The sequence below is a fragment of the Clostridium acetobutylicum ATCC 824 genome, assembly GCF_000008765.1.
Classification (GTDB): domain Bacteria; phylum Bacillota; class Clostridia; order Clostridiales; family Clostridiaceae; genus Clostridium_S; species Clostridium_S acetobutylicum.
The window spans coordinates 585,796-606,089 of record NC_003030.1 but is presented as its reverse complement, the minus strand read 5'-3'; the positions used below and the strand labels follow the sequence as shown (position 1 = coordinate 606,089).

Below are 20,294 nucleotides of genomic sequence, written 5' to 3'. Positions count from 1 at the left end.
TAGGTGAGAGATTCGTCACTTTGGAAAACGAATGGAAAATATCGCGCCTCCCTTTGGATGATTTTTGGCAGTAATCGTACCTCCCTGCCGTATTATAATCATCTTGCAGAGAGCTAATCCAATACCATATCCTGTGGCACCTGCATTTTTCCCGCGATAAAACCTGTCAAACAAGTGAAATAAATCTTCTTTTTGAAAACCTTCGCCACTATCGTGGATGATAATCTCGGTAAACAGTGGGTTGTCACCACAAACAATCTCAATCTTTCCGTTATCGCCTGAGCTTTCCATGCAATTTTTAATGATATTTTGAATTGCTTCCGAAAGCCAACCTGAATCGCCTTGAATAACCATCCCTTTCGGTGCATTTATTTTCAAATTAATATCGTGCAGTTCTATTGGTATTAAGAATGGTCGAATTGCGTTGCATATCAATTTATTTACATCTATCTGCTCGCTTTGGAACACCACAATGCCCGCATCCAGACGAGATAATTTCAAGAGAGAAGTAAGCAGCCAATCCATCTGTACAAACAATTCCTCTATTTCCCTCATCAATGCTTTCCTATCATTTGGGTCAGTTTTATTCTCTAACAACGACAAAATAAGGTTCACAGATGTAAGAGGAGTGCGGAGTTGGTGGGCTATGTCAGCCATAGAATCGGCAAGATGCTCTTTTTCTTTTTTCAGTGCATCATTTTGCTCTCTAATGCGCAGCGTCATTTTTGTTATCTCGCTTTGCAGAATGGAAAGTTCGCCCTCCTCCAATTCAGCAATATACAAATGATCAGCGTTATGAAGTACAAGATCAATTTGATCTGAAATCTGAGCAATACTTTTATATCGAGCCTTAGTAAACACAAAAAACACTGTTCCAAAGGCAGCAGAGGAAGTAATCGTAAGTATTCCAGCTGACATATTGATCACAAATCCAATCGTCACAGTTGCTGTAGCTATTAAAGAGATTAAAATGGCAAACTTCTTAAACTCTCTATTCCGAAGCATAACCGTTCCCCAATCTATATCCCGTTCCTCGAACAGTCAAAATAATTTCCGGACTTGCAGGGTTGTTCTCTATCTTCTCTCGCAGTCGTTTAATGTATACAGTCAATGTATTGTCATTTACAAACTCTCCAGCTGCATCCCATAATTCGTCAAGCAGTCTACTTCTTGTGATAATGCTTTTGTTATTATTAATAAATACCAATAGTAAACGGTACTCTAGGGCTGAAAGAAAAATCTCTCTGCCTTCCTTTTTTACAATTCCGCTCGCCGTATCGACATGAAGCCCACATATTTCAAAAGAAGAAGGAGAACTCCCACTTTTTCGCAGTGCGGTTCTAATTCGTGCAATCAATTCACGCGGACGAAAGGGCTTTGTTATATAGTCGTCTGCCCCCATATTAAGCCCAGTTACGACACTTGATTCATCTCCGGAAGCCGTAAGAAAGATAACTGGAACATCTTGCTTTTCTTTGATTTCCGTGCAAACCGTAAAACCATTTCCGTCAGGCAAAGAAATATCTATAAGCGCTAAGTCAAATTTATTACCATCAAGAGCGCCAATGGCGTCACTCCTCGTAGAGGCATGGTTTACTGTAAATCCTTCTGAGCGCAGCAAAAGTGTAAGATTTTTAGCTATCGCCTTATCGTCCTCAACCAAAAATATATGTTTCATTTATTTTCACCATCTCCTACTTTACTGTTCCTGTATCGTCCATCAGTTGGTTTTTCGGCGTCAACCGGAACAAGCCATGTATTTCCCATTTTATTAGCTACCCTAATCCGCCCAAAAGAGCAATAATATGCTACCACTTTGTCTGTTATTTCCCAATCTTAGCTGGTTTTTTTGTCGTTATATAATCTACGCTTAACAAACACCTCCATAATTTTATTATATTTCTTTTGATGGAAATATACAAACTGAAGTAATTCATGTCATAAATATCACTTTACTTTTGATTTTATTGCAAGAAAAAAGACGCTCATTTCTGAACATCTAAATTAAGAGAAAAGATATGTTTGAAAAAATGCCTAAAATAATTGTTTTCTATTTATCTACTCGTTTTATCAACACAATAGTCTCCACATGCCCCGTCATTGGGAACATATCGACTGGTTGAACTTCATTAACTTCATAACCAAGCTCACTTAAGATTCCTAAATCCCTTGATAAGGTTGCTGGATCACAGGAAACATAAACTATTGTTTTAGGCGATGCCTCTGCAATTGAATGTAAAAGTGACTTTTCACAGCCTTTCCTTGGTGGATCTACAACTACAACTTCTGGTGCTATGCCCTTTTCTATAAGCTTTGGTATCTCCTCTTCAGATTTTCCAACAATAAATTCAGTATTTTCTATGCCGTTTTGTTTTGCATTTATTTTTGCATTTTCTATTGCTTCTGGTATTATTTCTACTCCATATACCTTCTTTGCATTTTGAGATAGAAATAGAGAAATTGTTCCCGTACCACAATAAGCATCAAATACCACTTCTTTACCTGTCAGCCCCGCATATTTAAGCGCTGCAGAATAAAGCTTTTCAGTTTGAATTGGATTCACTTGAAAAAACGATTTAGAGGAAATATTAAATTTAAACTCACCGATATAATCTTCAATAGTACTTTCACCCCAAAGAGTTATTTCTCTTTGACCTAGTATTACATTAGTTTTCTTATTATTAATATTTTGAATTATCCCCTTTATACCCTGAATTTCAGTAGTTATCATGTGGATAAGTTCTTTTTTATGTGGAACATTTTCAGTATTTGTAACTAAAACCAGCATTATTTGTCCCGTTTTAAAAGCTTTTCTTATCATTATATGCCTTAAAGTCCCTTTTCCCGAATACTCATTGTATCCTTCTATATTAAACTCTTTAATCCACCTTTTTATCAAGAGTATTATTTCATTTGCAGAATCGTCTTGTATAAAACATTTATCAACCTCTATTATTTCATGACTTCTCTCTCTATAAAAACCTATTTTCGCTTCTCCAGCTGTTTCTCCCACTGGAAGTTGAACCTTATTCCTATAAAAATAAGGATCTTCCATACCTATTGTTTCATTTATTCTTACAGAACTTAAATCTAATTTTCCTATTCTTTTAAGACATTCTACTACTTTATTTTTTTTAAACTCAAGCTGTTCTGTATATTTTAAATGCTGAAGCTGACATCCACCACATTTTTTATAAATAGAACACACTGGCTCAGTTCTATCTTGTGATTTTTCAATTATGTCTATCAACTTTCCTATAGCAAAACTTTTATTTACCTTTATTATTTTTGCCCTTACCTTTTCTCCCTTCACTGCATCCTTTACAAATACAGTGAAATTATCTATTTTGCCAATTCCTTCTCCCATATTTCCAAAATCATCTATGTAAATTTCATAATCATTATTTTTTTTAACTGGAATAACTTTCTCCATAAACTCACCTTTCAAACTTCAATTTAATTGATTTTTAAGCATTCTATATATTATAACATATCCATAAAGTTCATACATTAAACTTAATACAAGTATGTTATAATAATGTTAGTATTTATAGAAATATTGGAGGTAACTATATGATAAAATTAATAGCCACAGATATGGATGGAACACTTCTAAGGAGCAACGGCGAATTCCCTAATGAATTTCCTCTTATACTAGATAGTTTATTGAATAAGAACATAATGTTTAGCGTTGCGAGTGGACGACAATATTTTACCTTAAAAGATAATATGGCTGGTTTTGAAGATAAAATTACATTTATTGCAGAAAACGGCGCCTTCATAGTTAAAGATGGAAAGGAATTGTTTGCAAAAACTTTAGATAGAGATATGTTATCTAAAGTCGTAGATGATGCAAAAAAAGTTCCTGACTGTAAATTGGTTTTATGCGGCAAAAAGAGCGCATATGTTTTGGACAAATCTTCTGCATTTATAGAAGAGGTCGAGAAGTATTATCATAAAAGTGCTGTTGTTAACAGTCTAGATGAAATTGACGATGAATTTTTTAAGATAGCAATATGTGATTATAAAGGTTCTGCAAATAATTCTAATGTACTTCTTTCTCCAAAGTGGGGCAAATTATTTCAACTCACTGTATCAGGGGATATATGGCTTGACATTGGAAGAAATGATGTAAACAAAGGAACTGCTATAAAGTTCCTTCAAGATAAATTCAACATAAATGAAAACGAAACTATGGCTTTTGGAGATTATTATAATGATGTTTCAATGCTCCAAAGTGTATATCATAGTTATGTTATGGAAAATGCTCCTGATGGAGTTAAAAAGCATGGAAGATTTATAGCAAAAAGTAATGATGAATCAGGTGTAATACAGGTAATTAAAAATAAGGTTCTCGAACTAGGTGCATAAATAAAAAATCAGAACTAGTGGTTTCTCTTAAAACATGCACTAGTTCTGATTTTTTCATTAGCTTTTTGATGTGAAAGTCTCGCATTCAGTACCTTCACTTGTAATAGCTCCTGGTCCGTAAATTTGTACATTCCTTGCTGCACATAGTTTATTATGATTATATGAGCAATTTATAGCCTGACATTGTATTTCAGGACTCATTTCTATTGAATTTCTGCTAAATACCTGTCGTATTTCTCCTGGAATATTCATATTAACTAAATTTGAAAGAGCATTTTTAATTCCTTTTTCTGCAAAAGTTTCACATTCCGTATCAATAGATGATCTAGCCTTTATACCATGCACATTAATAGTTTTCGCTGTACACAATCCACTAATATTATTAACACATGTACCTGCGCTGCACATCAATTTTGTTGCCATATTATTTTCTCCTCCTATTCTTAATTAAATATAGAAATTTTTTATACTCCAAATCACAAGTTCAAGTTTATAAACCCTATATATCACTTATTGTATTTTCTACTCTTTAAGGAACTTTTATTCACAATTACTTCAATGTATTTGCAAATCATATTGTTGTACTAAAATATTATGTTCTATAATAAAATAAGGAGTTGATAGTTTTATAAAAAAAATTTTAATATTGGGTGGAAGCGGGCTTGTAGGTTCTGCAATAATAAATCAGTTTGCTGGTGATACTGCTTTTCATATATATGCAACATACTTTACAAACCAAATAAAATATAATACAAAGGGCAATTTTAAACTTAATATTGACGATTTAAACACTCTGAAACATCTATTAAAAAAAATCAACCCTGAAATTGTGATTTCATGTTTAAGGGGTGATTTTAAGAAACAGCTACTTACTCACATAAGGGCAGGAGAATTTTTAAGAACCAACGGCGGGAAGTTGTATTTTTTCTCCACTACAAATGTATTTGATGGAAATTTAAATACTCCACATTTTGAAGACGATATTCCAATTTCTCAAACCAATTATGGCAAATATAAAATAGCTTGTGAGAATAAACTTATAAAGATACTTGATGACAATTGTTGTATATTGAGAATTCCTCAAGTTTGGGGAAAAACTTCAAAACGAATGGCTAATCTATTAAATTCCTTAGAAAATAATGAAGAAATCACTTTATATCCAAAACTCTTTATTAATACAACTATAGATGTAATAATAGCAAAACAGCTTTATTATATAATAAATCATAATTTGAGAGGAATCTTTCATTTAACTTCAAGGGATATAGTGAACTATAAGTCTTTTTACATTGAATTAATAAAAAGGCTAGGGTTTAGTAATACCAAAATTTCAGATAACTTTGAGGATACAGGCTATTTCTCAATTTTGTCAAAACGTACTAACGAATTTCCTTCTAATTTGTCTATAACTAATAATTATGTAATAGATTATTTAACTAAATAAAGAAGCCTATAGGCTCCTCTATTTATCTTCATATACTATTTTTCCATTATATATAGTGGTCTTAACCTTACCAAAAAGCTCTTTACCTATAAAAGGAGAATTTGATGCTTTAGATTGAAATTCCTCTTCCTTTACAGTGTACTTTTCATCGGGATCAAATATTACAATATCCGCTCTGTGACCTTCTTTTATATATCCTCTATCTAAGTTATAAAACCTAGCGGGATTTATTGTTAACTTTGATATCATATCCCTATAAGTTAAGTCCCCTGTTTTAACAAGATTAGTTACCGCAAGTGAAAGAGCCGTTTCCAGTCCTATCATTCCACTTGGAGCCTCCTTAAATTCCCTTGCTTTTTCATCTTTAGTATGAGGAGCATGATCCGTTGCTATAACCTGTATAGTATCGTCTTTAAGAGCTGCTACTATTGCCTTTCTATCATCTTCTCGTCTAAGTGGTGGATTAACTTTTGCATTAGTACCACAATTTAGTATCTCTTCTTCTGTAATGCTAAAATGCTGAGGAGTAGCTTCGGCTATTATGTTAGCTCCCATTTCTTTTGCCAACTTTATAATACCTAATGATATTTTTGAACTTATATGTTGTATATTAGTTTTAGCACCACTTGATACAGCAAGCGCAGCATCCCTAGCAGTTAGAACTGTCTCAGCTTCTTCTAATGCTCCCATCATATTAAGTTTTTCTGCTACTTTTCCACCATTTATTCCACTTTCATATACTAATTTAGGGTCTTCTTCATGAAAACTTAATGGAACATCTAATTCCCTGGCTTTTTGCATTGCCTCAAGTACAAGTCTTGAATCCATTATAGGTTTTCCATCATCAGAAAATCCAACAGCTCCGGCTTCCTTTAGAGCTTCCATATCTACTAGCTCAACTCCCTGCATTCCCTTTGTTATAGTTCCTACCTGAAGTACTTCTATTTTTGCAGTCTTTGCTTTATCCACTATGTATCTTAAAGTTTCCACATTATCAACAACCGGATTAGTATTAGCCATACAAATTACCGTTGTATATCCACCTCTAGCTGCTGCCCTTGCCCCTGTAATTATATCTTCTTTTTCAGTAAAACCAGGATCTCTAAAGTGGCTATGAATGTCAATAAAGCCTGGTGAAACTATACAATCCTCGGCATCAATAACTTCTATATCATCATCAATTCCTATATCCTGTGATATTCTAACTACATTTTCTCCATCTATTAAAATATCAAATTTGCCTTCACGTTTTGTTAAAGGATCAATTACGTACCCATTTTTTATAATTATCATAAAAAACCTCTTCCATTAATATTTTTAATTTAAGGAATTACTATAATTTATTATACAAAAAAGCACCCGAAGGTGCAAAAACAAAAATTAGTTGCCATTTTATTTATATTTCTTATATTTTACTATCTTACTATTATAACCATAATAAAAGCTTTTTACACACATTTTTATATTTTGATGTATAAAAAAAGAGATTGCAAGCCCCTATGTCAAACAATCCCTTCTTTTTATTGGGTTTTAGTTAATTTATAATATAAATTATTATATTATCTTAAATTATTAATATTACTCAACAACTTGAACTTTAAGCATGTTTGTAGTACCTGATACATTTGTTGGTACACCTGCAGCTACAACTACAAGATCTCCTTTTTGTACATATCCTGCTTCAAGGGCTTTATCTACTGAAGTAGAGATAAGTTCATCAGTTGAACCAAATTTATCAGATATTATAGGGTGTACTCCCCAGCTCATTGCAAGTTTTCTTGCTACTTTTTCAGATGGAGTAACTGCTATTACAGGTGCTTTTGGTCTATATTTTGAAACTGTTCTTGCTGTGCTTCCTGTTTGAGTTGCAGTTATTATTGCTGAAGCTTCTAAGTCTGCTGCTGCTGTGCAAGTTCCAAGACTTATTACATCAGAAGTATTTTTCTTTTCATTTCCTTTTCTTTCTGCTAGGAATTTATCATAATTGATTTCATTTTCTGCCTCTTGTGCTATTTTTGCCATTGTAGTTACAGCTTCTATTGGATATGATCCATTAGCGCTTTCTCCACTTAACATTATAGCATCTGTTCCATCAAATATAGCATTTGCTATATCTGAAGCTTCTGCTCTTGTAGGTCTTGGATTTCTCATCATTGAATCAAGCATTTGAGTTGCTGTTATAACAGGTTTTCCTACTGCATTACATTTTTTGATTATCATTTTTTGGATTAATGGAACTCTTTGTATAGGAATTTCAACTCCCATATCTCCTCTAGCTACCATTATTCCGTCAGAAACTTCTATAATAGCATCTATGTTGTCCACGCCTTCTTGATTTTCAATTTTAGAGAATATTTGAATGTTTTCTCCGCCATTCTCATTTAATACTTTTCTTATTGCAAGTACATCTTCAGGTTTTCTTATGAATGATGCACTTACCATATCTATTTCTTCTTTACATCCGAATATTAAATCGCTCTTATCTTTTTCTGTCATTGCAGGAAGTTGTATTGAAACGTTTGGAACATTTACTCCTTTATGGCTTCCAACTAATCCTGTATTTGCTACAGTACAAATTACATTTGTTCCTTCTATAGCTTCTACTGTAAGTCCAACTAAACCATCATCTATTAATATAGTGTTTCCTGGTTTTACATCTTTGTATAAATCTTTATATGATATTGAACATTTTGTAGCATCTCCAACTATTTCTTCGCCACAAACGATAGTAAATTTTGAACCTTTTTGAAGTTCAAGCTTTGAAGGATTGAAATCTCCAGTTCTTATTTCTGGTCCTTTAGTATCAAGGCATATAGCTACAGGCTTATTAAGCTTTGCTCTAACCTTTTTTACTAAAGCTATTCTTCCACCGTGCTCTGCATGATCACCGTGTGAAAAGTTATGTCTTGAAGCATTCATTCCAGCTTTTATGAAAGCTGTTACAATCTCCTCTGTCTCACTTGCTGGTCCAACTGTAAAAATCATTTTAGTTTTTTGCATTGTATATTCTCTCCTCATCTTTTATATAAATTGTGATTTGAAAAAAAATCATTTTATATATGTGAATTAATCATTTGACTAATTACTGTCTATTTTGAAAGCATATTTGCTATATCATATAACTCTTTATTAAAACTTCTTGGAACTGCTAAAGCCTCATCAATATCTTGATCCATTATTTTTCCTTCTTTAATACCTATAACTCTAGAGGTTTTTCCTTCCATTAAGACTTCTACAGCCTTTACTCCCATTCTAGATGCAAGCATTCTATCAAAGGCTGATGGACTTCCTCCTCTTTGAATATGACCAAGTATTGTGGATCTGGTTTCTATACCAGTAACTTCTTCAACTTTTTTTGCAAGCTCAGCTGCTCCTCCAACACCTTCTGCAAGTATTATAAGATTATGCATTTTTCCTCTTAATTTTCCTTCTAAGATGTTTTTACAAAGCTCATTAAAATCATAACCAATTTCAGGTATTATTACACTTTCTGCTCCTCCAGCTATTCCAGAAAACAGAGCTATATCACCGCAATCTCTTCCCATAACCTCGATTATACTTACTCTTTCATGAGAAGTAGAAGTATCTCTAAGTTTATTAATTGCGTCTAATACAGTATTAAGTGTAGTATCAAAACCTATGGTGTAATCTGTATATGGAAGATCATTATCGATTGTTCCCGGAAGTCCAACCGTCTTTACTCCAAGCTTAGAAAGCTTTTGTGCTCCCATAAAAGAACCATTTCCACCTATTACAACGAGACCATCTATACCAAAAACCCTTAAAACATTTGCTGCCTTTTGTCTAACTTCTTCTTTAAGAAATTCTGGACAACGTGCTGTTCTTAAAATAGTGCCTCCTCGTTGTATTATATCTGATACGCTGTGTCTATTCATATCAAATATTTCGCCATTTATAAGGCCACTGTACCCTCTTTGTATGCCCTTAACATTAATACCCTTTTCAATGGCAGTTCTTACTACCGCTCTTATAGCAGCATTCATACCTGGTGCATCTCCACCACTCGTTAAAACAGCTATTGTTTTCATATTATACCTCCCATGACCGCAGGGACTTAATTTGTCCCAGATTGTTTATAGAAACAATTATTCATAGATACCTTAAAACAACAACTTCCAAATTTCTTCGTATATAATTTTAATCGAAAAAGTAAAAATATTCAATGGTTTTATAAAAAATATGCATATTTCCATTATATAAATAAAGAAATAGTAAGTATTTTGTATCCATAGTAATTATGTGTTTACCTTCTGATATTATTATGTACAAAACACCTACTTTTAATTATATCACTTTTACATTATTTTCGCCAAATTTATCCGTTAAAAATTTAATTACCTCAACTTCCTTTTGAACCCATAAAGCTTTATCAATAAGAAATTTCTTTCTATCCTTCTTCGTGCACATATATATTGGAGTGTCTCCATTATATAAAAGCAGCATTTTTCTTATTTCTTTTAATGAAGTTTTAACAGCAGTATCATCTTCAACAAGCACATATATCTTCTCTGTATTTTTTATAATAGGTGATATCTCTTCACATATTACCTTAGGCTGTTCGTCTTCCCTTTTATTTATCCTACCCTTTATTATCACCATCTCATCTTCATTTATGTAAGAGGCATTTTTTTCTAGGATTTTAGGGAATATAACAACTTCTATAGCTGCATACATGTCTTCTAACTTTATAAAAGCCATCATTGTATTGCTTCTTGTAACCTTTTTAGTTACAGAAGTCACAATTCCGCCTATAATAACTCTAGTACCATCTTGAACATCTGTATTTTCATCAAGCTTTACACCATCATTATCTTCTAGAGACTGAGGTGCTACTATATCTGATATTTTTATACTAGTCATATTTTTTAAAGTTTCTTCATAATCTTCAAGTGGATGACCTGATAGATATAGCCCTGTCATTTCTTTTTCCATGGCAAGTAAGTATTTTTTATCAAATTCCTTTATATCTGGATATTGAATTTCAACTTCTTCGTAATCGTCTTGTACAAAGTCAGTAAATAAATTCATTTGACCTTTTATATTTTTCTTTCTCTGCCCTGAAATTCCGTCCATTATCTTTTCAAAAACTGCAAGAAGCTTTGACCTATAAACTCCAAGAGTATCAAATCCTCCTGATTTTATTATACTCTCAACTGCTCTTTTGTTTACCTCAGAGGTATCAATTTTATTACAAAAATCCGTGAAAGAAATAAAATTTCCCTTTTCGTTTCTAGCCCTTACTATACTCTCTATTACATTAAAACCTACATTTTTAATAGCAGCAAGACCGAATCTTATAGTGTCTTCCTTTACGGTAAACCTTGAATAGCTTCCATTTATATCAGGAGGTAAAACTTGAATTTTAAGCTCTTCTGCACACCTTATATAAAAAGCTACCTTTTCACTATTACCCATAACACTATTAAGCATAGCTGCAAGATATTCTGCTGGATAATAATGAATTAAGTATGCAGTTTCATATGCCACAACAGCATAGGCTGCCGCATGTGATTTATTAAAAGCATAACTTGCAAAATCCATCATTGAATCAAATATCTCATTAGCTATTTTTTCAGAAATTCCATTTTTTATACATCCTGGCACTTCAACATTGCCATTTTCATCAACAACTCCATGTATAAAATTATGTCTTTCTTCTTCCATAACATGATGCTTTTTCTTAGACATAGCACGTCTTACAAGGTCACTTCTTCCCATTGAATATCCTGCTAAATCTCTTACTATTTGCATTACCTGCTCTTGATATATTATACAGCCATAGGTGACATCTAAAATATGTTTAAGTTCTGGAGTAACGTATTTTATTTCTTCTGGATTATTTTTATTTCTTATATATCTTGGTATTTCATTCATAGGACCTGGTCTGTAGAGACTTATTCCTGCTATTATATCCTCTAAACTATCTGGTTTTAACTCCTTCATAAAACTAGTCATACCAGCAGATTCTAGCTGAAATACTCCTACTGTTTTCCCTTCACCTATCATCTTGTAAACACCATAATCATCAAAGTCTATATCATCAATATCTATATCAATATTTCTATTTTGTTTTACCATTTTTATAGTGTCATTTATAACCGTTAAGGTTCTTAGTCCTAAAAAGTCCATCTTAAGAAGTCCAAGCTCTTCAAGAATTCCCATAGTAAATTGAGCTACTATGGATTCTTCATTTTTTAAAAGCGGTACATAATTTACAAGAGGCTGAGAGGATATAACAACTCCAGCTGCATGAGTAGACGTATGTCTCGGAAGTCCTTCAAGCTTTCTTGATATATCTATTAAATCCTTTATTCTATCATCGTCATCATAAATAGCCTTGAGTTCTGGATTCATTTCAAGTGCCTTATCTATATTTATGTTAAGAACATTTGGAATCATCTTAGCTATTTTATCAACCTCACCGTAGGAATAATTCATAGCTCTTCCAACGTCTCTTATACACAATCTTGCTGCCATAGTTCCAAAGGTTACAATTTGGGACACACAATCCTTTCCATACTTCTCCACAACATAATCTATTACCTTTTGACGATTTTCATAACAAAAATCACTATCTATATCAGGCATGGAAACTCTATCTGGGTTTAGAAATCTTTCAAAAATCAGACTGTACTTAATTGGGTCAATTTTGGTTATTCCAAGTGTATATGCTACAATTGATCCTGCCGCTGACCCCCTGCCTGGTCCTGTTGGCACACCATTTTCTCTTGCAAACTTAATAAAATCCCAAACTATCAAAAAATAGTCTACATACCCCATTTCTTTTATTATTCCAAGTTCATACTCAAGTCTTTCCTTAATGGTATCTGTAATTGGGTTATATCTTTCATTTAAACCTTCATAGCATAACTTTTTTAAGTATTCGTAGTGGTCCTCACCCTCTGGAAGAGGAAAATTAGGGAGCTTTGACTCATGAAACTTATATTCAAAATTACATTCATCGGCTATTTTAGATGTATTTAATAAAGCTTCCTTAACATAAGAAAACTGTTCATACATTTCTTCTTGACTTTTAAGATAAAATTGCTCAGGAGCATACCTCATTCTATTTTCTTCATCGATAGTCTTACCTGTCTGTATACAAAGAAGTATATCATGTGCAATAGAGTCCTCTTTATTTATGTAATGAACATCGTTAGTCGCTATAAGCGGTATATCAAGTTCTTTAGACATATTTACCAAGGTATCATTAACCTTCATATCATCCTTAAGTGCATGATATTGCAACTCTAAATAAAAGCCATCCTTAAAGGTTTCTTTATAAAAAAGTGCAGCTTTCTTTGCCTTCTCAAGATTATCTTTTAATATATAAGATTGAACCTCTCCTCCAAAACATGCGCTTGAAGCTATAAGTCCTTCACTATGACTCATTAGATATTCATGATCAACTCTAGGCTTATAGTAAAAGCCCTCTATTGAAGCTGTTGAAACTATTTCCATTAAGTTCTTATATCCAATCTCATTTTTCACTAGTAAAACTAGATGATATGTTTCATTTTCAGCATCAGGATGTTTTATATGCATAGATTTTCCTGCTACATAGATTTCACATCCGATTATAGGTTTTATACCAACTTCCTTTGCTGCCTTATAAAACTCTACACATCCATACATTGCACCGTGATCTGTTATTGCAATACTCTTCATGCCAAGCTCTTTAGCTCGTTCAACTAATTTCTTGACCTTACCAGAACCATCAAGGAGACTGTATTCGGTATGGACATGAAGATGAACAAAATCTTTAAATTCAGCCTCCAATGTAATCATCCCTTCTCTAATCTTCAAAATCTACTGAAACAGAACTCTGTATTAAATCTTTTGTATTTTTAATAACTACATCCACATGATATGGATGTACTTGATATGTTTCCATATCCTTTAAAGAGTCAAACTTCACTATAAGTGCTATATCATAGGCTCTTTTTGAATGAACAACATCTATACCAACCTTAACTTTTCTTGCAAACTCTACATTTCCCTCAATTGATTCTAAAATTTGTTTTACTTTGCCTACGTCTTTTTTGTCATGTAATTTAAAAAATACAATGTGTGTTAACATAAGTTTTCCCTCCCATTATACCTTTAATAACTTCGCGGAAAGTATGGCTTTAGCTATGCTTTCCATATCATCATTTAACATATCAACTTCTACATTGGCAAAATATCTTCCCATTCCTAAAACTCTTGTATTTATGCTTATTGTATTATCCATTTGAACAGGTTTTAAAAAGTATGTAGAAATACTATCTATGGAAATGTTTGTATTGTTTTGCTGTTTAAGTGTCATAACACCTGCAGTAGACAGGAGCATATTTAAAGAATTCCAAGATACTGTACCTATTGGTTCAAGCATTTCTGGCACTATTTTGCCTAAAAAACTCATTCCGTTTTCTACATAGGAGTAATCAAAATTTTTAAGTATAAGATCCTCTAATTTTTCTCCTATCTGCGGCTGTCTTAATATATATTGAAGTGCTTTTATGACTTCACTCCTTGTAACGATTCCCAAAAGCCTATTATTATTATCTATAACTGGACACATAGATATACTTTCCCATCCCATTACATGTGCAACATATGCCACAGTAGTCTTATAGTTAACCGTTAATGGATGCTTATTTATATATTTTTCTATGGTTTCGCTGTCATCGGCATCGCTAACATCTTTTACCGATACTATTCCGACTAGCTTCTTGCTTCTATCTATTACAGGATAAACATTTATATTTAACTCTTCAGAGTAATTTCTAAGCTTATCTATGGTATCAGAATTTTTAAGATAGCTAGGTGTTTCGTCCATTATATCCTCTACAAGAATTATATCCTTCTTAACCAGATTCTCAGATATAGCCTTATTTATTATACTAGCTATTGTAAAAGTGTCGTAATTGGAAGATATTACTGGGAGACACTTTTCATTTGCAAGCTTCTTTATCTCCTTACTACAATCAAAGCCACCCGTTATTAGAACTGCCATGTTATTTAATATAGCAAGTTTTTGAACATCTTCTCTATTTCCAACTATCATAAGGCTTCCTGGATCTATGTATTTTCCTATAACATCTGTTGTCATAGCACCAATTACAAACTTTTTTAAAACCTTATCTATACCATTTTCTCCGCCTATTACAGTTCCTTCGATTATATCTACAATTTCTCTATATGTAAGAGCCTCGATGTTTTTTTTCTCGACCTTTTTTATTCTTACCGTTCCAACTCTTGGTATTGTAGTTACCAATCCTAAGTTATCACATTCCTTTATAGCTCTATATGCTGTTCCTTCACTTACATTTAAATCACTTGCTATTCCCCTTACAGATATTTTAGTACCAGCTTTTAAAGACATAATATAATTTATTATCTCTTCGTGCTTAGACATTTACTATCTCCCCTCTTTTCTGAGCTCTTCTGCTATCTTTTCTATTTTTCTTAGTCTATGATTCACGCCTGATTTTCCAACTGGAGGTTCCAGCATCTTACCGAGCTCCTTTAAGGATTCATCTGGATAGTTCAATCTAAGTTTTGCCACTTCTCTAAGGTTTTCAGGCAATCTAGAAAGTCCTATTTGTTTTTCTATAAGCTTTATGCTCTCTATTTGCCTTACAGAAGCATTTACAGTTTTACTTAAATTGGCAGTTTCACAGTTAACAAGCCTATTAATATTGTTTCTCATCTCTTTTATTATTCTTATATTTTCCAATTCTAAAAGGCTCGAGTGCGCTCCTATTATATTAAGTAAATCTACTACCTGCTCTCCCTCTTTTATATAAACTACATAGCTGTTTTTTCTCTGTATAACCTTTGAATTCAATCCATAGGTATTAATCAAATCCCTAAGATTAGAAGCATAATCTTCATTATGAGTTACAAATTCAAGATGATACATTTTCTCGGGATTACTTACGCTACCGCCTCCAAGAAAAGCTCCCCTTATGTACATTTTTCTGCTTTCATCATCTTTTACTACAAACTCTGGAATATCATAGCTTAATGTTACTATACCATCCTCATTTTTCATAACTCCAACAGTTTTAAGTAGTTCTCTTACCCCCATATCCTCTGTTATGGAAACAACATATACGTTATTTTTCTTAAGAGAATTGCTTTTTTTCATCATTATTTCAGTATGTATATCAAAATACTTCTTCAATAATTTAAAAATGAGCCTTGCTATAGCCGGATTTTCGGTGATGATTTTAAAGCTTATCTTTCTATTTCCCTCTAGAGCCAATGTTCCGCTGGCCTTCATCACAGCCGACAAAACCGCAATAGCTTCACCCTTACTATAATCATCATATCTGCAAACTTCGCTTTTAACTTTAGATGAAAATGACATTCTAATTACCCCTGTTTTCTTTTTCTAATTTTCTATTTTCTTTAAGTCTTTGTGACAAATAGAAGTATTCTATTATTTTCTTTCTATCATAGAATAATTTCTTATCCATTATTGTTTCTACTAAAATTTTTGCAATCTCATCTGAATCATGTCTAACAAAACCATCTTTTATTTTGATAAAATTGCCTTCTACTATTCCAACGCCAATTTTATCAAGTTCATTTTTATCGATTTTTACAAGCTCAGAAGTTTTTTCAAAATACTTTTTCTTTAATTTCTCACTTACAGTACCATTATTAACAAGTGTGTAGTCTACAACTTTGCCACCCACATGCTTCGTTATTGCATTCACGTGATCCGATACAGAAAAATTATCTGTTTCTCCTGGCTGTGTCATTATATTTGAGACATATAGTTTAAGAGCTTTTGTTTTTAAAAGTGCATTCCCTATATCTTTAACTAAAAGATTTGGTATAACACTAGTAAACAAGCTTCCAGGTCCAAGTATTACAGCATCTGCTTCCTTTATTGCCTGAACAGTTTCATGAAGTGCTCTTGCATTTTCAGGTTCTATGAATATCTTTTCTATAGGACTTTCATATAAAATTGCCTGCTCTGGTATATTAGATTCACCCTCTACAACTACTCCATTTTTTAGCTTTGCTTTTAAAACAACATTGTCCAGTGTTACAGGAAGAACTTTACCCGTTACTGCAAGTACAGAACTCATTTTATGAACTGCTTCCTCAAAGTTAGTTGATATACCATCCATTGCAGCCAAAAATAGATTTCCAAAGCTTTGATTCTTAAGTCTTCCATCTTTAAATCTATATTGAAGTAAATCCTCCATTAATGGTTCTGTATCAGATAAAGCTAAAATACAGTTTCTTATATCTCCAGGTGGCAGTATTCCAAGATCCTCTCTTAATGCCCCTGAACCTCCTCCATCATCTGCAACAGTAACAACTGCTGTTATATTTGAAGTATAATACTTAAGACCTCTAAGCATAGTTGATAATCCAGTTCCTCCACCAATAGCAACTATCTTAGGTCCCTTAACTAAAAGTCTTTTTTCATATATAAGATTTCCTAGTTTCCTTGAATCTAAAGATACATTTAAGTACCCCTTATTTATTAGTGATATTATGGACTTCATTCCTTGCGTTAGAGAAATATAGAGGATAAATGCTCCGACTACTATTAAGAATATATAGAAAGCCTTGTAATATACATTATAATAACTTCCCTTAGTGATTAATTCTGCTAGAGCAAAGGAAATAAATAACACTCCCATTCCCCCAAGCATAATCCACCTTTTAAGCTTAATGCCAGGCTTTATCCAATCAATAAATTTCATAGTTTTTTACCACCTTTATTAATATCCTCTTCTATATCCCTATGATCTATATTAACAGTTTCGCCATCATTTTTAAGCCTTTCATAGATCTCGTTTGCAATGGTAACAGAGCGATGTCTTCCACCTGTACATCCTATAGAAACTATGAGCTGCCTTTTACCTTCCTTTAGATAATTTGGGATTAAAAATTTTAACAATTGTTCTATTTTATTTACAAATTCCTTCGTTTGATCAAATGACATAACATAATCTTTAACAGGCTTCTCTATACCTGAAAAACGTTTTAATTCCGGTATATAAAATGGATTAGGAAGGAATCTAACATCGAATACCAAATCAGAATCTACTGGTATTCCATATTTAAAACCAAAGGAAACTACAGTTACTATAAGTTTACTCTCAATTTGACCTTCTTCCTGGTAAATTGAATTTATCTTTTCTCTCAACTCTCTTGTAGCAAGCTTAGACGTATCTATTACATTATTAGCCATATTATATAGTGTCTTAAGCTTTTTACGTTCCATCTGTATTCCATTTAATATTCTACCATTTGGTGCTAAAGGGTGTTTTCTTCTAGATTCTTTAAATCTTTTTATAAGTACCTCATTATCTGCATCGAGAAATAATATCTCATACTTATACCCTGCTTCTTTAAGGTACTTTAAGCTTTCAAAAAGATTGTCGAAGAATTCTCCACCTCTTATATCTATAACAAGAGCTATCTTATTAATTTTACTTTCTGATTCATAGCAAACCTGTGCGAATTTTGGTATTAATGCTGGAGGTAAATTATCAATGCAGAAATATCCAAGATCCTCAAGGCTCCTTATTGCCTGTGTTTTTCCTGCACCTGATAATCCTGTAACAATAACAAATCTCATAAAACCTTGCCTCCTTTATTTGTCTATTTATATAGTTTGTAGTTAAGTTTTAATTTCAATACTTATTTATTAATTAATTATAGCATAAAAGTGACTGTAAATGTCCATTCTAATCACAGTCACTTCTAAATAATCAATGTGATTCCTCACTCTATTATTTGTCCTCACCTATAATTCTAACTTCTGTATCCAATTCAACATTAAATTTTGATTTTACAGTGTTTTGTACAAATTTTATTAAATCTAATATATCTTTTGCAGTTGCATCATTTTTATTTATAATGAATCCAGAATGCTTATCAGATACCTGAGCTCCACCTATTCCTTTACCCTTAAGCCCACTATCTTCTATAAGCTTAGCAGCAAAATGTCCAACTGGTCTCTTAAAGGTGCTTCCAGCTGATGGGTATTCTAAAGGCTGTTTTTCAATCCTTCTTCTCATAAGGTCATCAATTCTATTAGCTATTTTTTCCCTATCACCTTTTTGTAAAGTAAATGTTACCTCTAATGCTATATATTTGTGTTTCAATATAGCACTTGATCTATATCCAAACTGAAGTTCGTCCCTATAAAGCCTTTTCATTTTACCTTTATTGTCTATTACGAGAACACTTTCTACTACATTAGAAATTTCTCCATTATAAGCTCCTGCATTCATAGCAACAGCTCCTCCAACACTTCCTGGAATGCCACATGCAAATTCAAGACCAGTAAGTGATTTATCTCTTGCTTTTCTGCTTAAATATCCAAGAGGTACTCCGCATCCAGCTATAATTTTATTATTGCCAATTTGAAGTTTATTCAATTTTAATAATTTTATAGCTACTCCCCTTAGTCCACCGTCTCTAACAAGCAAATTTGAACCATTTCCAATTATATAGTAATTAACATCATATTTTTCACAAAGTTCTATTATTCTATTAATTTCTTCATACTTTTCTGGCATCACTAAAACGTCTACCGGACCACCAACCTTAAAAGAAGTATGGTTTTTCATTGGGACGTCAATCTTAAGATTATCCTTTTTTATAAAATTGCTTAATGCTGCTATAAAATCTTGAAAGTAATCCATAGTACATCTCCTCAAATTATTAATATAAAGTTAGTATAATTTAAAATATAGGCTTATTCAAGATTAAAATTCTTAAGTTTACCTTTAGCTTTTAAATATTCAACTATTTTTTTCTCATCCGTATTCATGATAAGTTCCTTTGGCATATCAACGCTATCAAGCAATTTCTGTACTTTATCAAAGTTTCCTATAGTAAAACTTATATGAGAATCTGTTCCAAGAATTACTTTTACGCCTTTTTTCTTACAAGCTTGTGCTATTTTCTTACAATTATCATAGCTACCCTCTCTAGAGCCACTTAGTGAACCATTATTTATCTCGATAAGTACATTTTTTTCCTTAGCCTTACTAACTACAGCATCTATATCTATTGGATACATGGGGTTTCCTGTATGTCCTAAAATATCTATATTAGGATTATTCATGGCATTTAAAAGAGCTTTTGTATTATCTTCAATAGTACCTGGTTCTATACAAACATCATGCAAACTCGCAATAATATAATCTAGTTCATTTTGTATTCTTTCTGGAATATCTAAATCACCATTAGAATTCAATATATCTGCCTCACATCCCCTTAAAACAGTAACATCATAAATCTTTCTTGGTACTTTATTCATATTACCAAAATACCATATGTGAGGTGCTCCTGGCATTTTAGGACCATGTTCAGAAGTTCCAAGTATTTTTATCCCAATCTGAGATGCTTGTTTTATATTTTCAAGTAAAGTGGTATATGCATGACCACTTACTATAGTATGCGTGTGTAAATCAATAAGGTATTTCAATTT

General features: G+C 32.5%; 17 protein-coding genes. 2 read left to right on the top strand and 15 right to left on the bottom strand.

The window, feature by feature from the left end; genetic code table 11:
• Nucleotides 1–15: 15 nt before the first annotated feature.
• The 3 genes from CA_RS02880 to rlmD all read right to left on the bottom strand — a co-directional run bounded on the left by CA_RS02880 (nucleotide 16) and on the right by rlmD (nucleotide 3,433).
• Nucleotides 16–1,005, bottom strand: a complete 990-nt coding sequence (locus CA_RS02880; RefSeq protein WP_010963846.1) for a sensor histidine kinase — start codon at nucleotides 1,003–1,005, stop codon at nucleotides 16–18.
• Nucleotides 992–1,678 carry a response regulator transcription factor gene (locus CA_RS02875; RefSeq protein WP_010963845.1) on the bottom strand — a complete coding sequence of 229 codons (687 nt, stop codon included), beginning with the start codon at nucleotides 1,676–1,678 and terminating at the stop codon, nucleotides 992–994. The genes CA_RS02880 and CA_RS02875 overlap by 14 nt, the downstream gene beginning before the upstream one ends.
• Nucleotides 1,679–2,050: 372 nt before the next feature.
• Complete coding sequence (rlmD, locus tag CA_RS02865; RefSeq protein ID WP_010963844.1) at nucleotides 2,051–3,433, bottom strand: 23S rRNA (uracil(1939)-C(5))-methyltransferase RlmD; 1,383 nt, start codon at nucleotides 3,431–3,433, stop codon at nucleotides 2,051–2,053.
• Nucleotides 3,434–3,573: 140 nt separating this feature from the next.
• On the opposite strand from rlmD, the gene CA_RS02860 reads away from it, so the two are divergent.
• Nucleotides 3,574–4,371 carry a Cof-type HAD-IIB family hydrolase gene (locus CA_RS02860; protein WP_010963843.1) on the top strand — a complete coding sequence of 266 codons (798 nt, stop codon included), beginning with the start codon at nucleotides 3,574–3,576 and terminating at the stop codon, nucleotides 4,369–4,371.
• A 57-nt stretch (nucleotides 4,372–4,428) separates the two neighbouring features.
• Here CA_RS02860 and CA_RS02855 read toward each other — a convergent pair whose 3' ends face one another.
• On the bottom strand, nucleotides 4,429–4,794 hold the full coding sequence (locus tag CA_RS02855; protein WP_010963842.1) for a DUF1540 domain-containing protein: 366 nt from the start codon (nucleotides 4,792–4,794) through the stop codon (nucleotides 4,429–4,431).
• A gap of 223 nt (nucleotides 4,795–5,017) precedes the next feature.
• Between CA_RS02855 and CA_RS02850 the strand changes: the two genes are divergently transcribed.
• Nucleotides 5,018–5,815: a sugar nucleotide-binding protein gene (locus CA_RS02850; RefSeq protein WP_013913518.1), complete on the top strand. Its 798-nt coding sequence runs from the start codon at nucleotides 5,018–5,020 to the stop codon at nucleotides 5,813–5,815.
• Between the two features lie 18 nt (nucleotides 5,816–5,833).
• Here CA_RS02850 and CA_RS02845 read toward each other — a convergent pair whose 3' ends face one another.
• From CA_RS02845 to CA_RS02795, 11 genes are all read right to left on the bottom strand, one after another.
• Nucleotides 5,834–7,108, bottom strand: a complete 1,275-nt coding sequence (locus CA_RS02845; protein WP_010963841.1) for a dihydroorotase — start codon at nucleotides 7,106–7,108, stop codon at nucleotides 5,834–5,836.
• Between the two features lie 285 nt (nucleotides 7,109–7,393).
• Nucleotides 7,394–8,815, bottom strand: a complete 1,422-nt coding sequence (gene pyk, locus CA_RS02840; protein ID WP_010963840.1) for a pyruvate kinase — start codon at nucleotides 8,813–8,815, stop codon at nucleotides 7,394–7,396.
• Between the two features lie 89 nt (nucleotides 8,816–8,904).
• Entirely contained in the window at nucleotides 8,905–9,864 is a 960-nt protein-coding gene (gene pfkA / locus CA_RS02835; RefSeq protein ID WP_010963839.1) for a 6-phosphofructokinase, read from the bottom strand.
• Nucleotides 9,865–10,120: 256 nt separating this feature from the next.
• Nucleotides 10,121–13,624, bottom strand: coding sequence for a DNA polymerase III subunit alpha (locus CA_RS02830; protein ID WP_010963838.1), 3,504 nt, complete (start codon nucleotides 13,622–13,624; stop codon nucleotides 10,121–10,123).
• Between the two features lie 7 nt (nucleotides 13,625–13,631).
• Nucleotides 13,632–13,916 carry a Dabb family protein gene (locus tag CA_RS02825; RefSeq protein WP_010963837.1) on the bottom strand — a complete coding sequence of 95 codons (285 nt, stop codon included), beginning with the start codon at nucleotides 13,914–13,916 and terminating at the stop codon, nucleotides 13,632–13,634.
• 15 nt (nucleotides 13,917–13,931) lie between these two features.
• Entirely contained in the window at nucleotides 13,932–15,236 is a 1,305-nt protein-coding gene (locus CA_RS02820; RefSeq protein WP_010963836.1) for a CBS domain-containing protein, read from the bottom strand.
• A gap of 3 nt (nucleotides 15,237–15,239) precedes the next feature.
• Nucleotides 15,240–16,193 carry a DNA-binding protein WhiA gene (gene whiA, locus CA_RS02815; RefSeq protein WP_010963835.1) on the bottom strand — a complete coding sequence of 318 codons (954 nt, stop codon included), beginning with the start codon at nucleotides 16,191–16,193 and terminating at the stop codon, nucleotides 15,240–15,242.
• Nucleotide 16,194: 1 nt separating this feature from the next.
• Complete coding sequence (locus CA_RS02810) at nucleotides 16,195–17,550, bottom strand: gluconeogenesis factor YvcK family protein (RefSeq protein WP_010963834.1); 1,356 nt, start codon at nucleotides 17,548–17,550, stop codon at nucleotides 16,195–16,197.
• Entirely contained in the window at nucleotides 17,547–18,431 is an 885-nt protein-coding gene (gene rapZ, locus CA_RS02805) for an RNase adapter RapZ (protein WP_010963833.1), read from the bottom strand. The genes CA_RS02810 and rapZ overlap by 4 nt, the downstream gene beginning before the upstream one ends.
• Nucleotides 18,432–18,585: 154 nt before the next feature.
• Nucleotides 18,586–19,503, bottom strand: coding sequence for a UDP-N-acetylmuramate dehydrogenase (murB, locus tag CA_RS02800; protein WP_010963832.1), 918 nt, complete (start codon nucleotides 19,501–19,503; stop codon nucleotides 18,586–18,588).
• Between the two features lie 53 nt (nucleotides 19,504–19,556).
• Entirely contained in the window at nucleotides 19,557–20,291 is a 735-nt protein-coding gene (locus CA_RS02795) for a phosphatase (protein WP_010963831.1), read from the bottom strand.
• Nucleotides 20,292–20,294: the final 3 nt, after the last annotated feature.

Coding starts and splice junctions, on each gene's coding strand:
- CA_RS02880 (WP_010963846.1), bottom strand. CDS start 1,005: ATGCTTCGGAATAGAGAGTTTAAGAAGTTTGCCATTTTAATCTCTTTA.
- CA_RS02875 (WP_010963845.1), bottom strand. CDS start 1,678: ATGAAACATATATTTTTGGTTGAGGACGATAAGGCGATAGCTAAAAAT.
- rlmD (WP_010963844.1), bottom strand. CDS start 3,433: ATGGAGAAAGTTATTCCAGTTAAAAAAAATAATGATTATGAAATTTAC.
- CA_RS02860 (WP_010963843.1), top strand. CDS start 3,574: ATGATAAAATTAATAGCCACAGATATGGATGGAACACTTCTAAGGAGC.
- CA_RS02855 (WP_010963842.1), bottom strand. CDS start 4,794: ATGGCAACAAAATTGATGTGCAGCGCAGGTACATGTGTTAATAATATT.
- CA_RS02845 (WP_010963841.1), bottom strand. CDS start 7,108: ATGATAATTATAAAAAATGGGTACGTAATTGATCCTTTAACAAAACGT.
- pyk (WP_010963840.1), bottom strand. CDS start 8,815: ATGCAAAAAACTAAAATGATTTTTACAGTTGGACCAGCAAGTGAGACA.
- pfkA (WP_010963839.1), bottom strand. CDS start 9,864: ATGAAAACAATAGCTGTTTTAACGAGTGGTGGAGATGCACCAGGTATG.
- CA_RS02830 (WP_010963838.1), bottom strand. CDS start 13,624: ATGATTACATTGGAGGCTGAATTTAAAGATTTTGTTCATCTTCATGTC.
- CA_RS02825 (WP_010963837.1), bottom strand. CDS start 13,916: ATGTTAACACACATTGTATTTTTTAAATTACATGACAAAAAAGACGTA.
- CA_RS02820 (WP_010963836.1), bottom strand. CDS start 15,236: ATGTCTAAGCACGAAGAGATAATAAATTATATTATGTCTTTAAAAGCT.
- whiA (WP_010963835.1), bottom strand. CDS start 16,193: ATGTCATTTTCATCTAAAGTTAAAAGCGAAGTTTGCAGATATGATGAT.
- CA_RS02810 (WP_010963834.1), bottom strand. CDS start 17,550: ATGAAATTTATTGATTGGATAAAGCCTGGCATTAAGCTTAAAAGGTGG.
- rapZ (WP_010963833.1), bottom strand. CDS start 18,431: ATGAGATTTGTTATTGTTACAGGATTATCAGGTGCAGGAAAAACACAG.
- murB (WP_010963832.1), bottom strand. CDS start 19,503: ATGGATTACTTTCAAGATTTTATAGCAGCATTAAGCAATTTTATAAAA.